Source organism: Paracoccus benzoatiresistens (assembly GCF_026913015.1).
Lineage (GTDB): Bacteria > Pseudomonadota > Alphaproteobacteria > Rhodobacterales > Rhodobacteraceae > Paracoccus > Paracoccus benzoatiresistens.
Genome location: NZ_JAPTYD010000006.1, coordinates 1 through 17,205 on the forward strand (window position 1 = coordinate 1; position 17,205 = coordinate 17,205).

16 protein-coding genes are annotated in these 17,205 nt (G+C 65.8%); 8 read left to right on the forward strand and 8 right to left on the reverse strand.

Annotated elements, in window-relative coordinates:
- Positions 1-41 precede the first annotated feature (41 nt).
- From OU682_RS06540 to cysQ, 3 genes are all read right to left on the reverse strand, one after another.
- Positions 42-938, reverse strand: coding sequence for a UTP--glucose-1-phosphate uridylyltransferase (locus OU682_RS06540; RefSeq protein WP_268941271.1), 897 nt, complete (start codon positions 936-938; stop codon positions 42-44).
- Positions 939-1,116: 178 nt separating this feature from the next.
- Complete coding sequence (locus tag OU682_RS06545; protein ID WP_268941272.1) at positions 1,117-1,917, reverse strand: 3-deoxy-manno-octulosonate cytidylyltransferase; 801 nt, start codon at positions 1,915-1,917, stop codon at positions 1,117-1,119.
- Between the two features lies 1 nt (position 1,918).
- Entirely contained in the window at positions 1,919-2,716 is a 798-nt protein-coding gene (cysQ, locus tag OU682_RS06550; RefSeq protein ID WP_268941273.1) for a 3'(2'),5'-bisphosphate nucleotidase CysQ, read from the reverse strand.
- 132 nt (positions 2,717-2,848) lie between these two features.
- Here cysQ and OU682_RS06555 point away from each other — a divergent pair, with 132 nt between their 5' ends.
- From OU682_RS06555 to OU682_RS06590, 8 genes are all read left to right on the forward strand, one after another.
- Complete coding sequence (locus OU682_RS06555) at positions 2,849-3,670, forward strand: ABC transporter permease (protein WP_268941274.1); 822 nt, start codon at positions 2,849-2,851, stop codon at positions 3,668-3,670.
- A gap of 165 nt (positions 3,671-3,835) precedes the next feature.
- Positions 3,836-5,752, forward strand: a complete 1,917-nt coding sequence (gene dnaK, locus OU682_RS06560; RefSeq protein WP_268941275.1) for a molecular chaperone DnaK — start codon at positions 3,836-3,838, stop codon at positions 5,750-5,752.
- A gap of 81 nt (positions 5,753-5,833) precedes the next feature.
- Positions 5,834-6,997: a molecular chaperone DnaJ gene (gene dnaJ, locus OU682_RS06565; RefSeq protein ID WP_268941276.1), complete on the forward strand. Its 1,164-nt coding sequence runs from the start codon at positions 5,834-5,836 to the stop codon at positions 6,995-6,997.
- Positions 6,998-7,045: 48 nt separating this feature from the next.
- The gene (gene radC / locus OU682_RS06570; protein ID WP_268941277.1) at positions 7,046-7,813 is read left to right on the forward strand and encodes a RadC family protein; all 768 of its coding nucleotides are present in this window, start codon (positions 7,046-7,048) and stop codon (positions 7,811-7,813) included.
- Between the two features lie 237 nt (positions 7,814-8,050).
- Positions 8,051-8,611, forward strand: coding sequence for a ubiquinol-cytochrome c reductase iron-sulfur subunit (gene petA, locus OU682_RS06575; RefSeq protein ID WP_268941278.1), 561 nt, complete (start codon positions 8,051-8,053; stop codon positions 8,609-8,611).
- Positions 8,612-8,623: 12 nt separating this feature from the next.
- Entirely contained in the window at positions 8,624-9,946 is a 1,323-nt protein-coding gene (gene petB / locus OU682_RS06580; protein WP_268941279.1) for a cytochrome b, read from the forward strand.
- Between the two features lie 13 nt (positions 9,947-9,959).
- On the forward strand, positions 9,960-11,387 hold the full coding sequence (locus tag OU682_RS24110) for a cytochrome c1 (protein WP_329609789.1): 1,428 nt from the start codon (positions 9,960-9,962) through the stop codon (positions 11,385-11,387).
- Between the two features lie 109 nt (positions 11,388-11,496).
- Positions 11,497-12,378 (forward strand): ribokinase, encoded by an 882-nt coding sequence (locus OU682_RS06590; protein WP_268941280.1) that lies wholly within the window; start codon positions 11,497-11,499, stop codon positions 12,376-12,378.
- Here OU682_RS06590 and phoB read toward each other — a convergent pair.
- The 5 genes from phoB to pstC are packed head-to-tail and all read right to left on the reverse strand — an operon-like array spanning position 12,363 to position 17,191.
- On the reverse strand, positions 12,363-13,052 hold the full coding sequence (gene phoB, locus OU682_RS06595; RefSeq protein WP_268941281.1) for a phosphate regulon transcriptional regulator PhoB: 690 nt from the start codon (positions 13,050-13,052) through the stop codon (positions 12,363-12,365). The two genes, OU682_RS06590 and phoB, sit on opposite strands and share 16 nt — an antisense overlap.
- 4 nt (positions 13,053-13,056) lie before the next feature.
- Positions 13,057-13,782 carry a phosphate signaling complex protein PhoU gene (gene phoU / locus OU682_RS06600; RefSeq protein WP_268941282.1) on the reverse strand — a complete coding sequence of 242 codons (726 nt, stop codon included), beginning with the start codon at positions 13,780-13,782 and terminating at the stop codon, positions 13,057-13,059.
- 24 nt (positions 13,783-13,806) lie between these two features.
- Entirely contained in the window at positions 13,807-14,607 is an 801-nt protein-coding gene (pstB, locus tag OU682_RS06605; RefSeq protein ID WP_268941283.1) for a phosphate ABC transporter ATP-binding protein PstB, read from the reverse strand.
- Positions 14,608-14,627: 20 nt separating this feature from the next.
- On the reverse strand, positions 14,628-15,989 hold the full coding sequence (pstA, locus tag OU682_RS06610; RefSeq protein WP_371832216.1) for a phosphate ABC transporter permease PstA: 1,362 nt from the start codon (positions 15,987-15,989) through the stop codon (positions 14,628-14,630).
- Entirely contained in the window at positions 15,986-17,191 is a 1,206-nt protein-coding gene (gene pstC, locus OU682_RS06615; RefSeq protein ID WP_268941284.1) for a phosphate ABC transporter permease subunit PstC, read from the reverse strand. The genes pstA and pstC overlap by 4 nt, the downstream gene beginning before the upstream one ends.
- Positions 17,192-17,205 lie beyond the last annotated feature (14 nt).

Here is a 17,205-nt window from a genome sequence, read left to right on the forward strand (position 1 = left end):
AGCCCGCACCCCCCGTCACCAGTACAGTCTGCGGCATACGCTTATTCGGCCGCCCGGCGCATCGACATGATGTCGTGAAGATATTCGGCGAATTCTTCCTTCAGTTCTTCCCGCTCCAGCCCGAAGGCCACGGTGGCCTGCAGGAAGCCTGCCTTGGAGCCACAGTCGAAGCGCTGGCCGCGGAAGCGCAGGCCATAAACGCCGCGCCCGGCCTCGATCTCGTCCGCGATGGCGTCGGTCAGCTGGATCTCCCCGCCGGAACCCGCCTTCAGCTTGTTCAGGTTCTGCATGACGGTCGGCGCCAGGATATAGCGCCCGATCACCGCCAGGTTCGAGGGCGCGGTTCCCAGCGGCGGCTTCTCGACCATGCCGCGCGCCTTGACGATGGCGCCCATGTCCTCGGCCACGTCCAGGACGCCATAAGCCTGCGCCTTTTCGGGCGCGACCTCCATGGTGGCGACCATGCTGCCGCCGGTCTCGCCATAGGCCTCGATCATCTGCTGCAGGCAGGGCGGGTCGCCCATGATCACGTCGTCGGTCAGCACCACCGCGAAGGGTTCGTCATCCGCCACCAGGCGGCGCGCGCACCACACCGCATGACCCAGGCCAAGCGCCTTGTGCTGGCGGATATAGGCGATGGCGCCCGATTCCATGTTGGTGCCGCGCAGGACTTCCAGCAGGTCGTTCTTGCCGGACTTCTTGAGGCTGCTTTCCAGTTCGTGCGCGTGGTCGAAATAATCCTCCAGCGCGCCCTTGCCGCGCGAGGTGACAAAGATGAACTCGGTAATGCCCGCGGCCCGCGCCTCGTCGATCGCATATTGGATCAGCGGCCGGTCGACCAGCGTCATGATCTCTTTCGGGATGCTTTTCGTGGCGGGAAGAAACCGCGTGCCCAGACCAGCTACGGGGAAGATGGCCTTGGTTACCTTGCGAGTCATTGTGTTGACACCTTTGTTCAATCCTTGCGGCAGCCAGTGGCCGGACGCAGCATAACGCCAAATCACCCGCAAAAGCTGCATCCCGCAACCCGAATGATAACGGCGTCGGCAGTTTGGCGCCAATGCAATCGCGGGAAATCACATTTGATTTTCAGCAAATGCGACTGATCGGCCGTTTTCAGTCCAGATTCATCGCCGCCATCATGACTTCCAGACGTGAAACGTCTTCGGGATTGTTCAGTTCCCAGAACTGGCGGCCACGGGACTCGACCTCGACGCACAGAATCCGGCGCCCGCGCTCCAGAAAACGCAATTGTTCCAGCCCTTCCAGCCGCTCCAGGGTGCCTTCGTCCCAAGTGGCGTATTCGGCCAGGGCAGCCGGGCGATAGGCATAGACGCCGACATGGTGGAAGACCGGGCTTGGATCGTCAGAACCGAAATCGCCGGACGCGAAGGGGATCACTTCCTTGGAAAAGTAAAGCCCTTGGCGGTCATGGCCGAAAACCGCCGTTGTCCCGCCGACGCGGCCCGCATGGCGGTCGGCGATCAGGTCGGCGCGCATCCGTCCGGTGCAGCGCAGGACCGGAGTCGCCACGTCCGATGCGGGATCGGCGCGAAGGCCCGCCACCAGATCCTCGACGAACCAGGCGGGGGTCAGGGGCGCGTCGCCCTGCAGGTTCACCACGATCTCGGGCGACAGGCCCAGGTTGGCGACAGCCTCGGCGCAGCGCTCGGTGCCGTTGCGACAGGTGGTGGAGGTCATCACGACCTCGGCCCCGAAACCCTGCGCATGATCGCGGATGCGGCCGTCGTCGGTGGCCACCACCACGCGATCCACGCCGGACACCGACATGGCCGCGTCCCAGCTGCGCCGGATCAGGCTGCGCGCCTGGCCCGAGGCGCCGCGCAGATCGACGAGGGGCTTGCCCGGGTAGCGGGTCGAGGCATGGCGGGCGGGAATGACGATCAGCACCGACATCTCAGGCCCGGATCAGCAGAACGCCGGGTGCGAAGGCGATGAAGAAGGGATTCTCGAAGCCCGGCTTGCCATAGGTCAGGGGCGCGTGGTCGTCAAAGCGCACGACTTCGCCCCCCGCGCCGCGCAGCACCGCGTCGCCCGCCGCCGTGTCCCATTCCATCGTGCGGCCAAGGCGCGGATAAAGATCGGCCTCGCCAGTCGCGACCAGGCAGAACTTCAGCGAGGATCCCGCGCTGGTCATGTCGCGCACCCCGTATTGCGCGATGTAATCGTCGGTGGCCGCGTCCCGGTGGGACTTGGAGGCCACGACCATCAGCGCGCGATTGTCGGGGATCGGGTTGACGCCGATGGGAATGGTCTGGCCGGGCATGTCGCCGAACGGGCCATGTTCCTCGACGGACCGGCCGTCGGCGGTGGTATAGAACAGCCGCCCCTTGGCGGGGGCATAGACCACGCCGCGCAGGGGCACGCCATCTTCGACATAGGCGATGTTGACGGTGAAGTCGCCGCGCCGCTGCACGAATTCCTTGGTGCCGTCCAGCGGGTCGACGATCAGGAAGGTCCGCGCGCTCTGCGCATGGCTCGCGGCCTGTTCCTCGGTGATCAGCGGGATGTCGGGAAACGCCGCCTGCAACCCGGCCGAGATCAGCGCATCCGCTGCTTCGTCCGCGATGGTGACGGGCGATGCGTCGGACTTGGCGCGGACGTCGAAATCCTCGGCCTCATAGATTTCCATGATGCGCGCCCCGGCCTGCAACGCGAGGCGCCGCATTTCCAGGGTCAGTCGTTCAAATTGCATCCAGTTTCCTTCCACGACAGCCGGTTCAGCGCAGCCCTGCCGATTGTGACGGCGGCCAAGCTCTCTTATGATCGGGGCGGACGGCTTGGGCAAGCGCCCGCAAGCCGGCAGGCAAGAAGGCGGGCGCAGGCATTGTTCAACGGCCGGAAGAACGACACGATCATCCAGGCTGCGGGAACGACGCTTGGCCTGATCTATCACCAGACGGTCTACAACCTGCGCAACGACCACCGCAACGCGATCGTGGGCCTGCTGCTGACCATCATGCAATCGCTGATCTTCGTGGCCTTCTTCCTGTTGTTCTTCCTGCTCTTCAAGATCCGCAGTTCCCCGATCCGGGGCGATTTCATCCTGTACATGCTGTCGGGCATCTTCATGTTCATGGTCCATGTGCAGGCCTCGGGCGCGGTGGCAGGCAGCCACTCGGTTTCGGGCGGGCTGGTCAAGCACGAACCGCTGAACCCGGCGATCCTGATCGCCTCGGCGGCCCTGGCGGTGCTGTATCGCCAGACGGTCAGTTGCGTCGCGATCCTGTGGCTGTACCACGTCGTGATCGCGCCGGTCCATTTCGACTACTGGCCGGGCTCTCTGGGGATGTATCTGCTGGCCTGGTTTTCGGGGGCCTGCACGGGGCTGGTCTTTCTGGGCATCAGGCCATGGTCGCCGCGCGCATCGAAGCTGGTGACCACGGCCTATCAGCGCATCAACATGTTCGCGTCCGGAAAGATGTTCGTTGCCAACGTGGTGCCGAATGCCATGCTGCCCTGGTTCATCTGGAACCCGCTGTTCCACATCATCGACCAGCAGCGGGGATTCCTGTTCATCAACTACACGCCGCTGAAGACCGACCCGCTTTACGCGCTGTGGTTTTCGCTGGCCGCGATGATGATCGGGCTTTTGATCAACTTCACCACCCGCAAGTACGAATCGCTCAGCTGGAGCGCGGCCGACTGAGGCTGCGCAAATTGACCTCATCGGGCGCTTGCGGGGCTTGAAACCATCCCTATATACACCCCCGAAGCGTCCGGGCAGCCGGACCTGACGAAGTTTTTGGGATCGGGCCTCGGGGGCCATAACGGACCCGAAGTCCAGACAAATCGCCGCAAGAAGGAAACATGTATGTCTAAAGTCATCGGCATCGACCTCGGCACCACGAACAGCTGCGTCGCGATCATGGACGGCAGCCAGCCCAAGGTCATCGAGAACAGCGAAGGCGCCCGCACCACGCCCTCGATCGTGGGCTTCACGGATGGCGAGCGTCTGGTCGGCCAGCCTGCCAAGCGCCAGGCGGTCACGAACCCCACCAACACCGTTTTCGCCGTCAAGCGCCTGATCGGCCGCCGCATCGGCGACGAGGCCGTCGAAAAGGACAAGAAGCTTGTCCCCTACAACATCGTGGACGGCGGCAACGGCGATGCCTGGGTCGAGGTGAAGGGCGACAAGTATTCCCCCGCGCAGGTCAGCGCGATGATCCTTCAGAAGATGAAGGAAACCGCCGAATCCTACCTGGGCGAGACGGTGACGCAGGCCGTCATCACGGTTCCCGCCTATTTCAACGACGCGCAGCGTCAGGCGACCAAGGACGCGGGCAAGATCGCGGGCCTGGAAGTCCTGCGCATCATCAACGAACCGACCGCGGCCGCCCTGGCCTACGGCCTGGACAAGAAGGACAGCAAGACCATCGCGGTTTATGACCTCGGCGGCGGCACCTTCGACATCACCATCCTGGAAATCGACGACGGTCTGTTCGAGGTGAAGTCCACGAACGGCGATACGTTCCTGGGTGGCGAAGACTTCGACATGCGCATCGTGAACTACCTCGCCGAGGAGTTCAAAAAGGAGCATGGCGTCGATCTGACCAAGGACAAGATGGCCCTGCAGCGCCTGAAGGAGGCTGCGGAAAAGGCCAAGATCGAGCTGTCCTCGTCCTCGCAGACCGAGATCAACCAGCCGTTCATCTCGATGGACAAGAACAGCGGCACCCCCCTGCACCTGGTCATCAAGCTGACCCGCGCCAAGTTGGAAAGCCTTGTCGCCGACCTGATCAAGCGCACGATGAAGCCGGTGGCCGACGCCATCAAGGACGCTGGCGTGTCGAAGTCCGACATCGACGAGATCGTCCTGGTCGGCGGCATGACCCGGATGCCCAAGGTGATCGAGGCCGTGACCGAGTTCTTCGGCAAGGAACCCCACAAGGGCGTCAACCCCGATGAGGTCGTGGCGCTTGGCGCGGCGATCCAGGCCGGCGTGCTGCAGGGCGATGTCAAGGACGTGGTCCTGCTGGACGTGACGCCCTTGTCACTGGGCATCGAGACCCTGGGCGGCGTGTTCACCCGCCTGATCGACCGCAACACCACCATCCCGACCAAGAAGTCGCAGATCTTCTCGACCGCCGAGGACAACCAGAACGCCGTGACGATCCGGGTGTTCCAGGGCGAGCGCGAGATGGCGGCCGACAACAAGCTGCTGGGCCAGTTCAACCTGGAGGACATCCCGCCTGCGCCGCGCGGCCTGCCGCAGATCGAGGTGACCTTCGACATCGACGCCAACGGCATCGTGTCGGTCAGCGCCAAGGACAAGGGCACCGGCAAGACGCAGAACATCACCATCCAGGCCTCGGGCGGACTGACCGACGAGGACATCGAGCGGATGGTGAAGGACGCCGAAGCCAATGCCGACGCCGACAAGCAGCGCCGCGAGCTGGTCGAGGCCAGGAACCAGGCCGAAAGCCTGATCCATTCGACGAAGAAGTCGCTGGAAGAACATGGCGACAAGGTCGACGGTTCCACCGTCGAGGCGATCGAACTGGCCATCGGCGCGCTGGAGGAATCGCTGAAATCGGACGACGCGGGCAAGATCCGCGGCGGCATCCAGAACGTGATGGATGCGTCGATGAAGCTGGGCGAGGCCATCTACAAGTCGCAGCAGGCGCCGTCCGACGCAGGCGGCGAGGATGGCGACCAGCCGCGCAACGTCGATGACGACATCGTGGATGCCGATTTCGAGGATCTCGGCGAAAACAAGAAGCGCGGCTGATCCGGGCCGCACCCTTTCGGGGCCGGTCCGTGCGACAAACGCGGGCCGGCCGTTTCGTTGGGGAACCAGACAGGACAGAAGATGGCCAAGCGTTGTTATTACGAGGTTCTGGGCGTGACACGCGGGGCCTCGGCCGAGGAAATCAAGAAGGCCTATCGCCAGAAGGCGAAGGCGCTGCATCCCGACCGCAACCAGGACAATCCCCAGGCCGAGGCGCATTTCAAGGAAGCCAACGAGGCTTATGATTGCCTCAAGGACGAACAGAAGAAGGCGGCCTATGACCGGTTCGGCCACGCGGCCTTCGATGGTGGCATGGGCGGCGGCTTCAATGGCCGCGGCGCTCATCCGGGCGACTTCGGCACGGCTTTTGCCGATGTGTTCGAGGATTTGTTCGGCGACATGATGGGCCGCAGCAGGGGTGGCGGTGGCGGGCGGTCCCGCGCGCAGCGCGGCCAGGACCTGCGCTACAACCTGCGCGTCAGCCTCGAGGAAGCCTATACGGGGCTGAAGAAATCCATCACCGTCCCGGGTTCCGTCGCCTGCGAGGAGTGCGAGGGCACCGGGGCCGAGGGCGCGACCCAGCCGTCCGCCTGCCCGACCTGCGCCGGCATGGGCAAGGTCCGCGCCCAGCAGGGCTTCTTCACCGTCGAGCGCACCTGCCCCACCTGCGGCGGTCAGGGCCAGATCGTCAAGAACCCCTGCAAGGCCTGCCACGGCGCCGGCCGGATCGAACGTGAGCGCACCTTGTCGGTCAACATCCCGGCCGGCGTGGAAACCGGGACCCGCATCCGCCTGGCGGGCGAGGGCGAGGCCGGGCTGCGCGGCGGTCCTGCGGGCGATCTCTATATCTTCATCGAGGTCAAGGAACACGCGATCTTCCTGCGCGACGGCAAGATCCTTGCCTGCCAGGTGCCGGTCAGCATGGCGACCGCCGCGCTTGGCGGAGAGGTCGAGGTGCCCACCATCGACGGCGGCCGCGCCCGCGTGAAGGTTCCGGCGGGCAGCCAGTCCGGCCGGCAGATGCGCCTGCGCGGCAAGGGCATGCCACCCCTGCGCCACGGCCCCGGTGCCGCGGGCGAGGCGGGTGACATGCTGATCGAACTGGTGGTCGAAACTCCGGTCAACCTGACGGCCCGCCAGCGCGAGTTGCTGCGCGAGTTCGAGGCCGAGCAGGCCGACAACAGCCCGCAATCGGACAGCTTCTTCGACAAGGTCAAGAGCTTCTGGGACGGCATGCGGGGCTGACGGGCCGCATTAACCCTTTCTTCACCGGCACGGGTCCATGCTGATGCCATGGACCCGAATCGCACCTTTGGCGAAATGCCCCTGCCCCTGTTCCAGCCCGCCCCGGACGAGGCGGACCCGGTGCCGCTGGCGCCGGGCAAGGCGCCCTCCTATCTGGCGGATCACCGGGCCCGGCTCCGCGACCGCTTCATGAAGGGCGGCGCGACCGCCATGCCCGACTACGAGATGCTGGAACTGGTCCTGTTCCGCGCCATTCCGCGCCAGGACGTCAAGCCGCTGGCGCGGCGCCTTGTCGAGACTTTCGGCGATTTCAACCGCGTGCTGACCGCCCCGGCGGCGCGGCTGGAACAGGTTGATGGCGTCGGACCCGCCGTTGTCACCGAACTGAAGATCGTCGAGGCCGCGGCACAGCGCATGGCGCGCGCCAAGGTCATGCACCGCCCGGTGCTGTCGGGGTGGGACGCGCTTCTGGATTACTGCCACACGGCCATGGCGCACCGGGAGATTGAGCAGTTCCGCGTCCTTTACCTCGACCGCAAGAACGTGCTGATCGCGGACGAGGAACAGGCCCGCGGCACGGTCGATCACGTGCCCGTCTATCCGCGCGAGATCATCCGCCGCGCTCTGGAACTGAATGCCTCGGCGCTGATCCTTGTGCACAACCACCCGTCGGGCGATCCGACCCCGTCAGAATCCGACATCGCCATGACGGCCCGCATCGCCCAGGCCGCCGACAGCATGGGCATCACCATCCACGACCATCTGATCATCGGCAAGTCGCGCGAACTCAGCTTTCGCAGCCAGGGCCTGCTGTAAGGGTCCTCACTGGCTGTCTCGGCAAAACGGCGATTTTGACAGCCCGGACCCCGGCCCTGCGACGAAATGCCAGCGCGACAAAATTCCAACATGAGCCGATGGATGGACCAGCACTGGCAGGCATACCGGCTGGACTGACAGATAATTGAAGGCTAGAACCGCCGGCGCGAAGGCTGCGATCACGCGGCCCGGATTGTCGTATCGGCCGGTCCTTCGGCCTGAATTGGAGAATGACCCGTGTCCCACGCAGACGAACACGTAGGCACCCGGAGGGATTTCCTCTATTATGCCACGGCGGGCGCAGGCACGGTGGCTGCCGGAGCCGCCGCCTGGACGCTTGTGAACCAGATGAATCCCTCGGCCGATGTCCAGGCGCTCGCCTCGATCCAGGTCGATGTCAGCGGGGTCGCGGAGGGCACCCAGCTGACCGTCAAGTGGCTGGGCAAGCCCGTGTTCATCCGCCGCCGCACCCCCGAGGAGATCGAGGCCGCCCGCGCAGTCGATGTGGGCGAACTGATCGATCCCAACGCGCAGAACGCCAACGACCCGACGGCCCCCGCCACCGACGAGAACCGCACCCTGGACGAGGCCGGCGAATGGCTGGTCCAGATCGGCGTCTGCACCCATCTGGGCTGCGTGCCGATCGGCGACGGCGCCGGCGACTTCGGCGGCTGGTTCTGCCCCTGCCACGGTTCGCACTACGACACCGCCGGGCGCATCCGTCGCGGCCCCGCGCCGCAGAACCTGCATATTCCCGTCGCCGAGTTCCTCGACGACACCACCATCAAGCTGGGCTGAGGAGGGATCTCGATGGCCGGAATTCCGCACGACCATTACGAGCCCGGGACGGGCTTCGAAAAGTGGCTCCACCGCCGCCTGCCGATTGTCGCGGTGATCTATGACACGATCATGATCCCCACGCCCAAGAACCTGAACTGGATGTGGATCTGGGGCATCGTCCTGATGTTCTGCCTGGTGCTGCAGATCGTCACCGGGATCGTCCTGGTGATGCACTACACGCCGCATGTCGACATGGCCTTCGCCAGCGTCGAACACATCATGCGCAACGTGAACGGCGGCTACATGCTGCGCTACCTGCACGCGAACGGCGCATCGCTGTTCTTTGTCGCGGTTTATCTGCACATCTTCCGCAACCTTTACTACGGCAGCTACAAGGCGCCGCGCGAAGTCACCTGGATCATCGGCATGCTGATCTATCTGGCGATGATGGCGACCGCCTTCATGGGCTATGTGCTGCCCTGGGGCCAGATGTCCTTCTGGGGCGCGACCGTGATCACCGGCCTCTTTGGCGCGATCCCGGGCGTCGGCGGCGCGATCCAGCAATGGCTGCTCGGCGGACCGGCCGTGGACAACGCCACGCTGAACCGCTTCTTCTCGCTGCACTACCTGCTGCCCTTCGTCATCCTGGGGCTGGCGATCGTCCACGTCTGGGCCTTCCACACCACCGGCAACAACAACCCCACCGGGGTCGAGGTGCGCCGCACCAGCAAGGAAGACGCAGCCAAGGACACCCTGCCCTTCTGGCCGTATTTCGTGATGAAGGACCTGTTCGCGCTTAGCGTCGTGCTGGTCCTGTTCTTCGCGGTGGTGGGCTTCATGCCGAACTACCTGGGCCATCCCGACAACTATATCGAGGCGAACCCGCTGGCGACCCCGGCCCACATCGTCCCCGAATGGTACTTCCTGCCCTTCTACGCGATCCTGCGCGCCTTCACGGCCGATGTCTGGATCGTGCAGATCGCCAGTTTCCTGTCCTTCGGCATCATCGACGCCAAGTTCTTCGGCGTTCTGGCGATGTTCGGCGCGATCCTGGTCATGGCGCTCGTGCCCTGGCTGGACACCAGCCGGGTCCGTTCGGGCCGCTATCGCCCGCAGTTCAAATGGTGGTTCTGGCTGCTGGCCTTCGACTTCGTGCTGCTGATGTGGTGCGGCGCCATGCCGGCCGAGGAACCCTATGCGACGATCTCGCTGATCGCATCGGCCTACTGGTTCGCCTACTTCCTGGTCATCCTGCCGCTTCTGGGCGTGATCGAGAAGCCCGAGCCGATGCCCGCCACGATCGAGGAAGACTACCTTGCGCATTACGAATCGCCCACGCGCATGGCCGAGTAAGGAGAGCGACACAATGATCCTGAGAACCAAGACGCTCTCGGCCGCTCTGGCCCTGGCGATCTCTGCCGGGGGCACGGCCCTTGCGCAGGACGCGGCAACCCCCGTCCCGGCCCCGCAAGGGGGCCAGACGCAGCAGTCGTCCGAACCGACCGCCACCCCGGCCCCTGCCGGGCAGACTGACGCCGGGCAAGCCGGCGCGGCTCCGGCCGAGGCGCCCGGCGCTCCGGCCGAGGCCGGGTCGGGCGTGACGCCGAGCGGGGAAAGGGCAACCGCCCCCACGCAGTCGTCCGAACCGGTGACGACCCAGGACCCTGCCGAGGAAACGCCGATGGAGGCCCCCACGGTCCCGTCGGCGGCCCAGACCGACACAGTCGAGGAACCCGGCGCCGGGACCGGCGATGCCGCCCCGGCCGAAGGCACGACCGAGGCGGCACCCGCCGCCGAGGAAGCGCCCGCTGCCGAGGGAGCCGCCCCGGCCGAAGCACCTGCTGCCGAGGCACCTGCCGAGGAAGCGCCTGCTGAGGAAGCGCCTGCCGCGGAAGCCGAGGCTGCGGGCGAGGAAGCGGGCGGTCCTGCGGCCAATGCCGCCCAGATGACCGAGGGCCAGGAAGCCGCCGTTCCGGCGGAAACGACCGGGCAAGTCGTCGCAGAAGAAGGCCATGACGACATCGAGGGCCATGCCGCCGAGGGCGAGCAGCCGGCTGCAGATCACGGCGCCGCGCATATCGAGGACATCGCCTTCAGCTTCGAGGGACCGTTCGGCAAGTTCGACCAGTTCCAGCTGCAGCGCGGCCTGCAGGTCTATACCGAGGTCTGCGCCGCCTGCCACGGCATGAAGTTCGTGCCGATCCGCACGCTGCACGACAATGGCGGCCCCGGCCTGCCCGAGGATCAGGTCCGCGCCTATGCCGCGAACCTGACGCCGGTGCTCGATCCCGACACCGGCGAGGAGCGCCCGCGCTTGCCGACCGACCACTTCCCGACGGTCACCGGCGACGGCATGGGTCCCGACCTGTCGCTGATGGCCAAGGCCCGCGCGGGCTTCCACGGCCCCTATGGCACAGGCATCAGCCAGCTGGTGAATGGCATCGGCGGACCGGAGTATATCCACGCGGTCCTGACCGGCTATACCGGCGAACAGGTCGAACAGGCAGGCACGGTGCTTTACCAGAACACCGCCTTCCCCAGCGGCAACATTGCCATGCCGCCGCCCTTGTCGGATGACCTGGTCACCTATGAGGATGGCACGCCCGCGACGGTCGACCAGATGGCCCGCGACGTGTCGGCCTTCCTGATGTGGACGGCCGAACCAAAGCTGACCTATCGCAAGCAGGTCGGGCTGGTTTCGGTGCTGTTCCTGATCGTGCTGACCTCGCTGCTGTATCTGACGAACAAGCGGCTGTGGGCGCCCCACAAGCGCAAGCTGCACCACAAGCACTGATCGGCAATCCCGACGATCCGGACGCGCCCCTTGCGGGGCGCGTTTTTCATTGCTGGACAAGCCGCGCGCTTCCGGCAACATCGCCGCAAGCAGCGGAGGATGCGCTTTCATGGCAATCTGGAATCTCGGTTCGATCAATATCGACCATGTCTATCGGCTGGACCACCTGCCCCGTCCGGGGGAAACGCTGGCGGCGGCCAGCTATGTCCAGGGACTGGGCGGCAAGGGCGCGAACCAGTCCGTCGCCTCGGCATGCGCGGGAGCCGACACCCATCACCTGGGCGCCATGGGGCCCGCCGACGACTGGGTCATCGACCGCCTGTCCAGGCGGGGCGTCGTGTCCACCGACATCCTGCGGCTGAGGGACCAGGCCACCGGCCATGCCATCATCCTGCTGGACGGCCAGGCCGAAAACGCGATCGTCATCCATCCCGGCGCCAACCGGGCAATGACGCCCGACATGCTTGCGGGGCCGCTGTCGGAAATCAGGCCGGGCGATACGCTGCTGATCCAGAACGAGACCAGCTGCCAGGTCGAAGCCGCCCGGACGGCCCGCGAGGCAGGCGCCCGCGTGATCTATTCCGCCGCGCCCTTCGACATCGAAGCCGTGCGCGCGATCCTGCCCCATGTCACGATCCTGGCCGTGAACGCGGGCGAGGCCGAGGCCTTGTTCGCGGCCATGCCCGGCGACCTGCCGGTCGAGGGCCTGCTGATCACCCGCGGCGCGGAAGGGGCCGAATATCGCGACCTGACCACCGGCACCATACACCGGCAGGCGGCGTTCAAGGTCCATCCTGTCGATACGACGGGGGCGGGCGATACCTTCGCGGGCTATTTCGCGGCATCGCTGGACCGCGGCGATCCGGTGCCGGAAGCCCTGCGCCTGGCCTCGGGCGCGGCCGCGCTGAAAGTGACACGGCCCGGCGCCGGAGAGGCGATCCCCACATTGCCCGAGGTGCTGGACTTCCTGGCCGGTCAGCCCAGCGAATAGCCGGTGCCGCGCACGGTGCGGACCGGATTGTTGCCGCCGTTCTGCATCAGCGCCTTGCGCAGCCGGCCCACATGCACGTCGATGGTGCGGGTATCGACATAGATGTCGCGCCCCCAGACCCTGTCCAGCAGCTGTTCGCGCGTCCAGACCCGGCCCGGCTTTTCCATCAGCGTGGACAAGAGCCGGAATTCCGTCGGCCCCAGATGCAGCGCCTGGCCCGCGCGAAAGACGCGATGCTCGGCCGCATCCAGGATGATGTCCCCGAAGGACAGCCTTTCGCCCATGCTGGCGGGCCGCGTCCGGCGCAGCTGCGTGCGCAGCCGGGCCATCAGCTCGACCACCGAATAGGGCTTCACCACATAATCGTCGGCCCCGGTTTCCAAGCCCCGGACGCGGTCGGTTTCCTCGCTGCGGGCCGACAGCATGATGATGGGGATGGATCGCGTCGCCGGATCGGCCTTGACCTGGCGGCAGACCTCGATGCCCGACACCTTGGGCAGCATCCAGTCCAGAACCATCAGGTCGGGCTGTTCCTCCTGGACCAGCAGCAGCGCGTCCTCGCCATTGTCGGCGACCACGACCTCGAAGCCCTCGGCCTCGAGGTTGTATTGCAGGACCTCGCGCTGCGCGCCCTCATCCTCGACCACCAGGACGCAGGGGGATTGCCGCGCCACGGCGTCACACCCCTGCGCTTGCGTCCGGACCCATGCCCGGCACGCTGTTGTCCTTGGGGCGGCTTTCGTCGGGCAGTTCGCCGGTCACGAGATAGATCACCTGTTCCGCGATGGCGGTGGCGAGATCGCCCATCCGTTCGACGTTCTTGGCGATGAAATGCAGGTGCATGCAGGCGGTGATGTTGCGCGGGTCTTCCATCATGTGGGTCAGGAACTCGCGGAACAGGGCGTTGTACATCTGGTCCACTTCCAGGTCGCGCTGGCGCACGTCCTCGGCCAGTTGCGCGTCGCGGCGGATATAGCTGTCCAGCGCGTCCTGGACCATCTTCCCGACCGCGTGGCTCATTCGGCGCAGCGCCAGGCCCGCCCCGTCGATGGGCGGCATCTGGGCCAGCACATGGGTGCGCTTTGCCATGTTCTTGGCATAATCGCCCACCCGTTCCAGCGAATGGGCGATCTTCATCACCGCCAGCACCATGCGCAGGTCGGTGGCCGTGGGCGCGCGCAGCGCGATCAGCCGGGCGGCTTCCTCGTTCACCTGCAGTTCCAGCGCGTCGATGGCCTTGTCGCGGCGGCGGACCTGTTCGGCCAACTCCTCGTCACGGGTTTCCAGCGCCGTGGCGGCGTCCGAAATGGCGGCCTCGACCATGCCGCCCATCTTGACGGCCAGGGCCTGGATCGTTTCCAGGTCGCGGTCGAAGGCCGATAAGATGTGCTTCTCGCGGTTCATGAATCCTGCCCCTTGTGTGAAATGTCAGCCGATCCGGCCCGAGATATAGGCCTCGGTCCGACTGTCCCTCGGCTTGGTGAAGATGTCGTCGGTGTCACCGTATTCGACCAGGTTCCCCAGGTGGAAGAAGGCCGTCTTCTGGCTGACCCTGGCTGCCTGCTGCATCGAGTGCGTGACGATCACGACCGAGAACTGTTCGCGCAATTCCTCGATCAGTTCCTCGATCTGGGCGGTGGCAATGGGGTCCAGCGCCGAACAGGGCTCGTCCATCAGCAGCACCTCGGGCGAGGTCGCGACGGCGCGGGCGATGCAGAGCCGCTGCTGCTGGCCGCCCGACAGGCCGGTGCCGGGCTCTTGCAGGCGGTCCTTGACCTCGTTCCACAGGGCCGCGCCGCGCAGGGCCTTTTCGACGATGCCGTCCAGCTCGCCCCGGTTGCGGGACAGGCCGTGGATGCGGGGGCCGTAGGCGACGTTGTCATAGATCGACTTCGGGAAGGGGTTGGGCTTCTGGAAGACCATGCCGACCTTGGCGCGCAGCTGCACGGGGTCCACGCGGCGGTCATACACATCCTCGCCGTCCAGCAGGATCTGCCCCTCGACCCGGGCGATCGGGATGGTGTCGTTCATGCGGTTGATGCAGCGCAGGAAGGTGGACTTGCCGCAACCCGACGGGCCGATGAAGGCCGTCACGGTCTTGTCCTGGATGTCCACGTCCACGTCCTTCAGCGCATGCTTGTCGCCGTAATAGACCTGGACCTTGCGGGCCTGGATCTTGATGTCGTTCAGGTTCACGGCATTCTCCACGCGGCGGTTCGTATCGTACATTGTGGACTCCTTCCGGGGGATTACCAGCGGCGCTCGAACTTGCGGCGCAGCCAGATGGCCAGCACGTTCATGCACAAGAGAAAGATCAGCAGGACGATGATCGCGCCCGAGGCCCGCTCGATGAAGGCCGGGTCCGACCGCTGCGTCCAGTTATAGACCTGCACGGGCAGCGCGGACGCCGGATCGAACAGCCCCGACGGCAGCCCGCCCGGCACGTCGCGGATGAAGGCAACCATGCCGATCAGCAGAAGCGGCGCGGTCTCGCCCAGGGCCTGGGCCAAGCCCAGGATCATGCCAGTCAGGATGCCGGGCGTGGCCAGCGGCAGGACATGGTGGAAGACCGACTGCATCTTCGAGGCCCCCACCCCAAGCGCCGCGTCGCGGATCGACGGCGGAACCGCCTTCAGCGCGGCCCGGGTCGGGATGATGATGCGCGGCAGCGTCATCAGCGTCAGCACCAGGCCGCCCACGATCGGCGCTGATTGCGGCAGGCCCGCGAAGTTGATGAAGGCCGCCAGACCCAGGATACCGAAGACGATCGAAGGCACCGCGGCCAGGTTCGAGATGTTGACCTCGATGATGTCGGTGATGCGGTTCTTGGGGGCGAATTCTTCCAGGTAGATGCTGGCCGCGACACCGATCGGCACCGCCAGGACCAGCACCACCAGCATCATGTAGAACGACCCCAGGATCGCCACGCCCAGGCCCGCGGCCTCGGGCCGCTGGTCCGATGCATCGGCATAGCGCAGGAAGTTCCAGTTGAAGCGGGTGACCATCTCGCCCCGGTCGGCCAGTTCCTGAGCCAGTTGCAGCTGCTGGGGCGAGGTATTGCTGTCGCGTTCCGCGCTTTCCATCGTCACGCGGCCCTTGAAATAGCCGTCGATCCGCCCCCCCGTCAGCACGTCGAATTCGACCGTCTGGCCGACCAGTTCGGGTTCGGCCAGGACGCGGTCGCGGACCTGGGCCGAGGCCTCCTTGGAGATCAGGTTGTCGATGTCCTTTTCGGACAGGCCTTCGATCTGGAGGCCGTGGCGGGCGACCGTGGCCTCGACCGCGGCGTCCAGGACCTTGCCATAGGACAGGGTCAGCACCTTGGCCATCTCGGCCGGGTCGCGGTTGCCCTTGGGATCCAGGATCTCGGCATCCAGTTCGACCGGGATGTTCAGGTAGGTCTGTCGGAAGGCGCCCGCGCCGCCCGTCAGGATCGTCGCCAGCAGCACCACCAGCGCGATCATGGAAATCGCGATGGCTGCAACGCCATACAGGCGGAAGCGCTTTTCGGCGGCATTGCGGGCCTTGGTCCGCGCATCCTGTTCCAGAAGCGAGGCGGACGGCTTGCGGTCGGCCATGTCGGTCGGGCGGGACAGCGGCATATCGGTCATTCGTATTGCTCGCGATATTTGCGCACGATGTAGAGCGCGACCACGTTGAGGACGAGGGTGATGGCAAAGAGCGTCAGCCCCAGGGCGAACGCCACCAGCGTCTCGGGCGAGTTGAAGTCGCTGTCGCCGGTCAGCTGGCTGACGATCTTGACGGTGATGGTGGTCATCGCCTCCAGCGGATTCAGGCTCATCTGGGCTGCGGCGCCCGCGCCCAGCACGACGATCATCGTCTCGCCGATGGCGCGGCTGGCGGCCAGCAGGACGGCGCCGACGATGCCCGGAAGCGCTGCGGGCAGCACCACCTGGCGCACGGTCTCCGACGGGGTGGAGCCCAGGCCCAATGCGCCGTCGCGCAAGGATTGCGGCACGGCGTTGATGATGTCGTCGGACAGCGAACTGACGAAGGGGATCAGCATGATCCCCATGACCAGCCCCGCCGTCAGGACCGAGGTGCCGGAATTGCCCAGGCCCAGCGGCTGCGCGAAATAGTCCCGCAGCAGCGGGCCCACGGTGATCAGCGCGAAAAGGCCATAGACGATGGTGGGAATGCCGGCCAGAACCTCGATCGCGGGCTTGACGAAGCCGCGCACCCGGCGCGAGGCGTATTCGGACATGTAGATCGCGGCAAACAGCCCGATCGGGACCGCAACCAGCAGCGCGATGGCCGAGACATACATCGTCCCCCATAGCAGCGGCACGATGCCCAGCTGCGAATTTCCCTGAAAGCGCGGCGTCCATTCGGTGCCGAAGAGGAAGGTCTTCCAGTCGTAGATCTGGAAGAAATGTCCCGTCTCGAAGACCAGCGACAGCACGATCCCTGCGGTGGTGACGATGGCGATCAGCGAACACAGCATCAGAAGGCCCAGCACCATCCGCTCGACCACGTTGCGGGCCTGGAACTCCTGCCCGATCCGCATGACGCCAAGCCCCAGCCCCCCGATGGCGGCGACCAGGGCAAGGATGCCCACGACCGCCCCGGTCTCATCCGTCAGCACGTCCGTCAGCCGCAGGGCCGAGGCCACGGCCAGCACCGCCAGCGGCGGCAGCAGCGCGGTCAGCGCGACGCTGCAACCGTGATAGTTCGGTCGGCTGTGCAGCCTGCGGGCATCGGAGCCGACCGAGGCAAGGGCCCTGCCGCGACCGACGACATAGCCGGCTGCGGCCAGCAGGAAACTTGCAAGAAGGGCCCATGACAGCGGCATTCGGGCAATCCCAT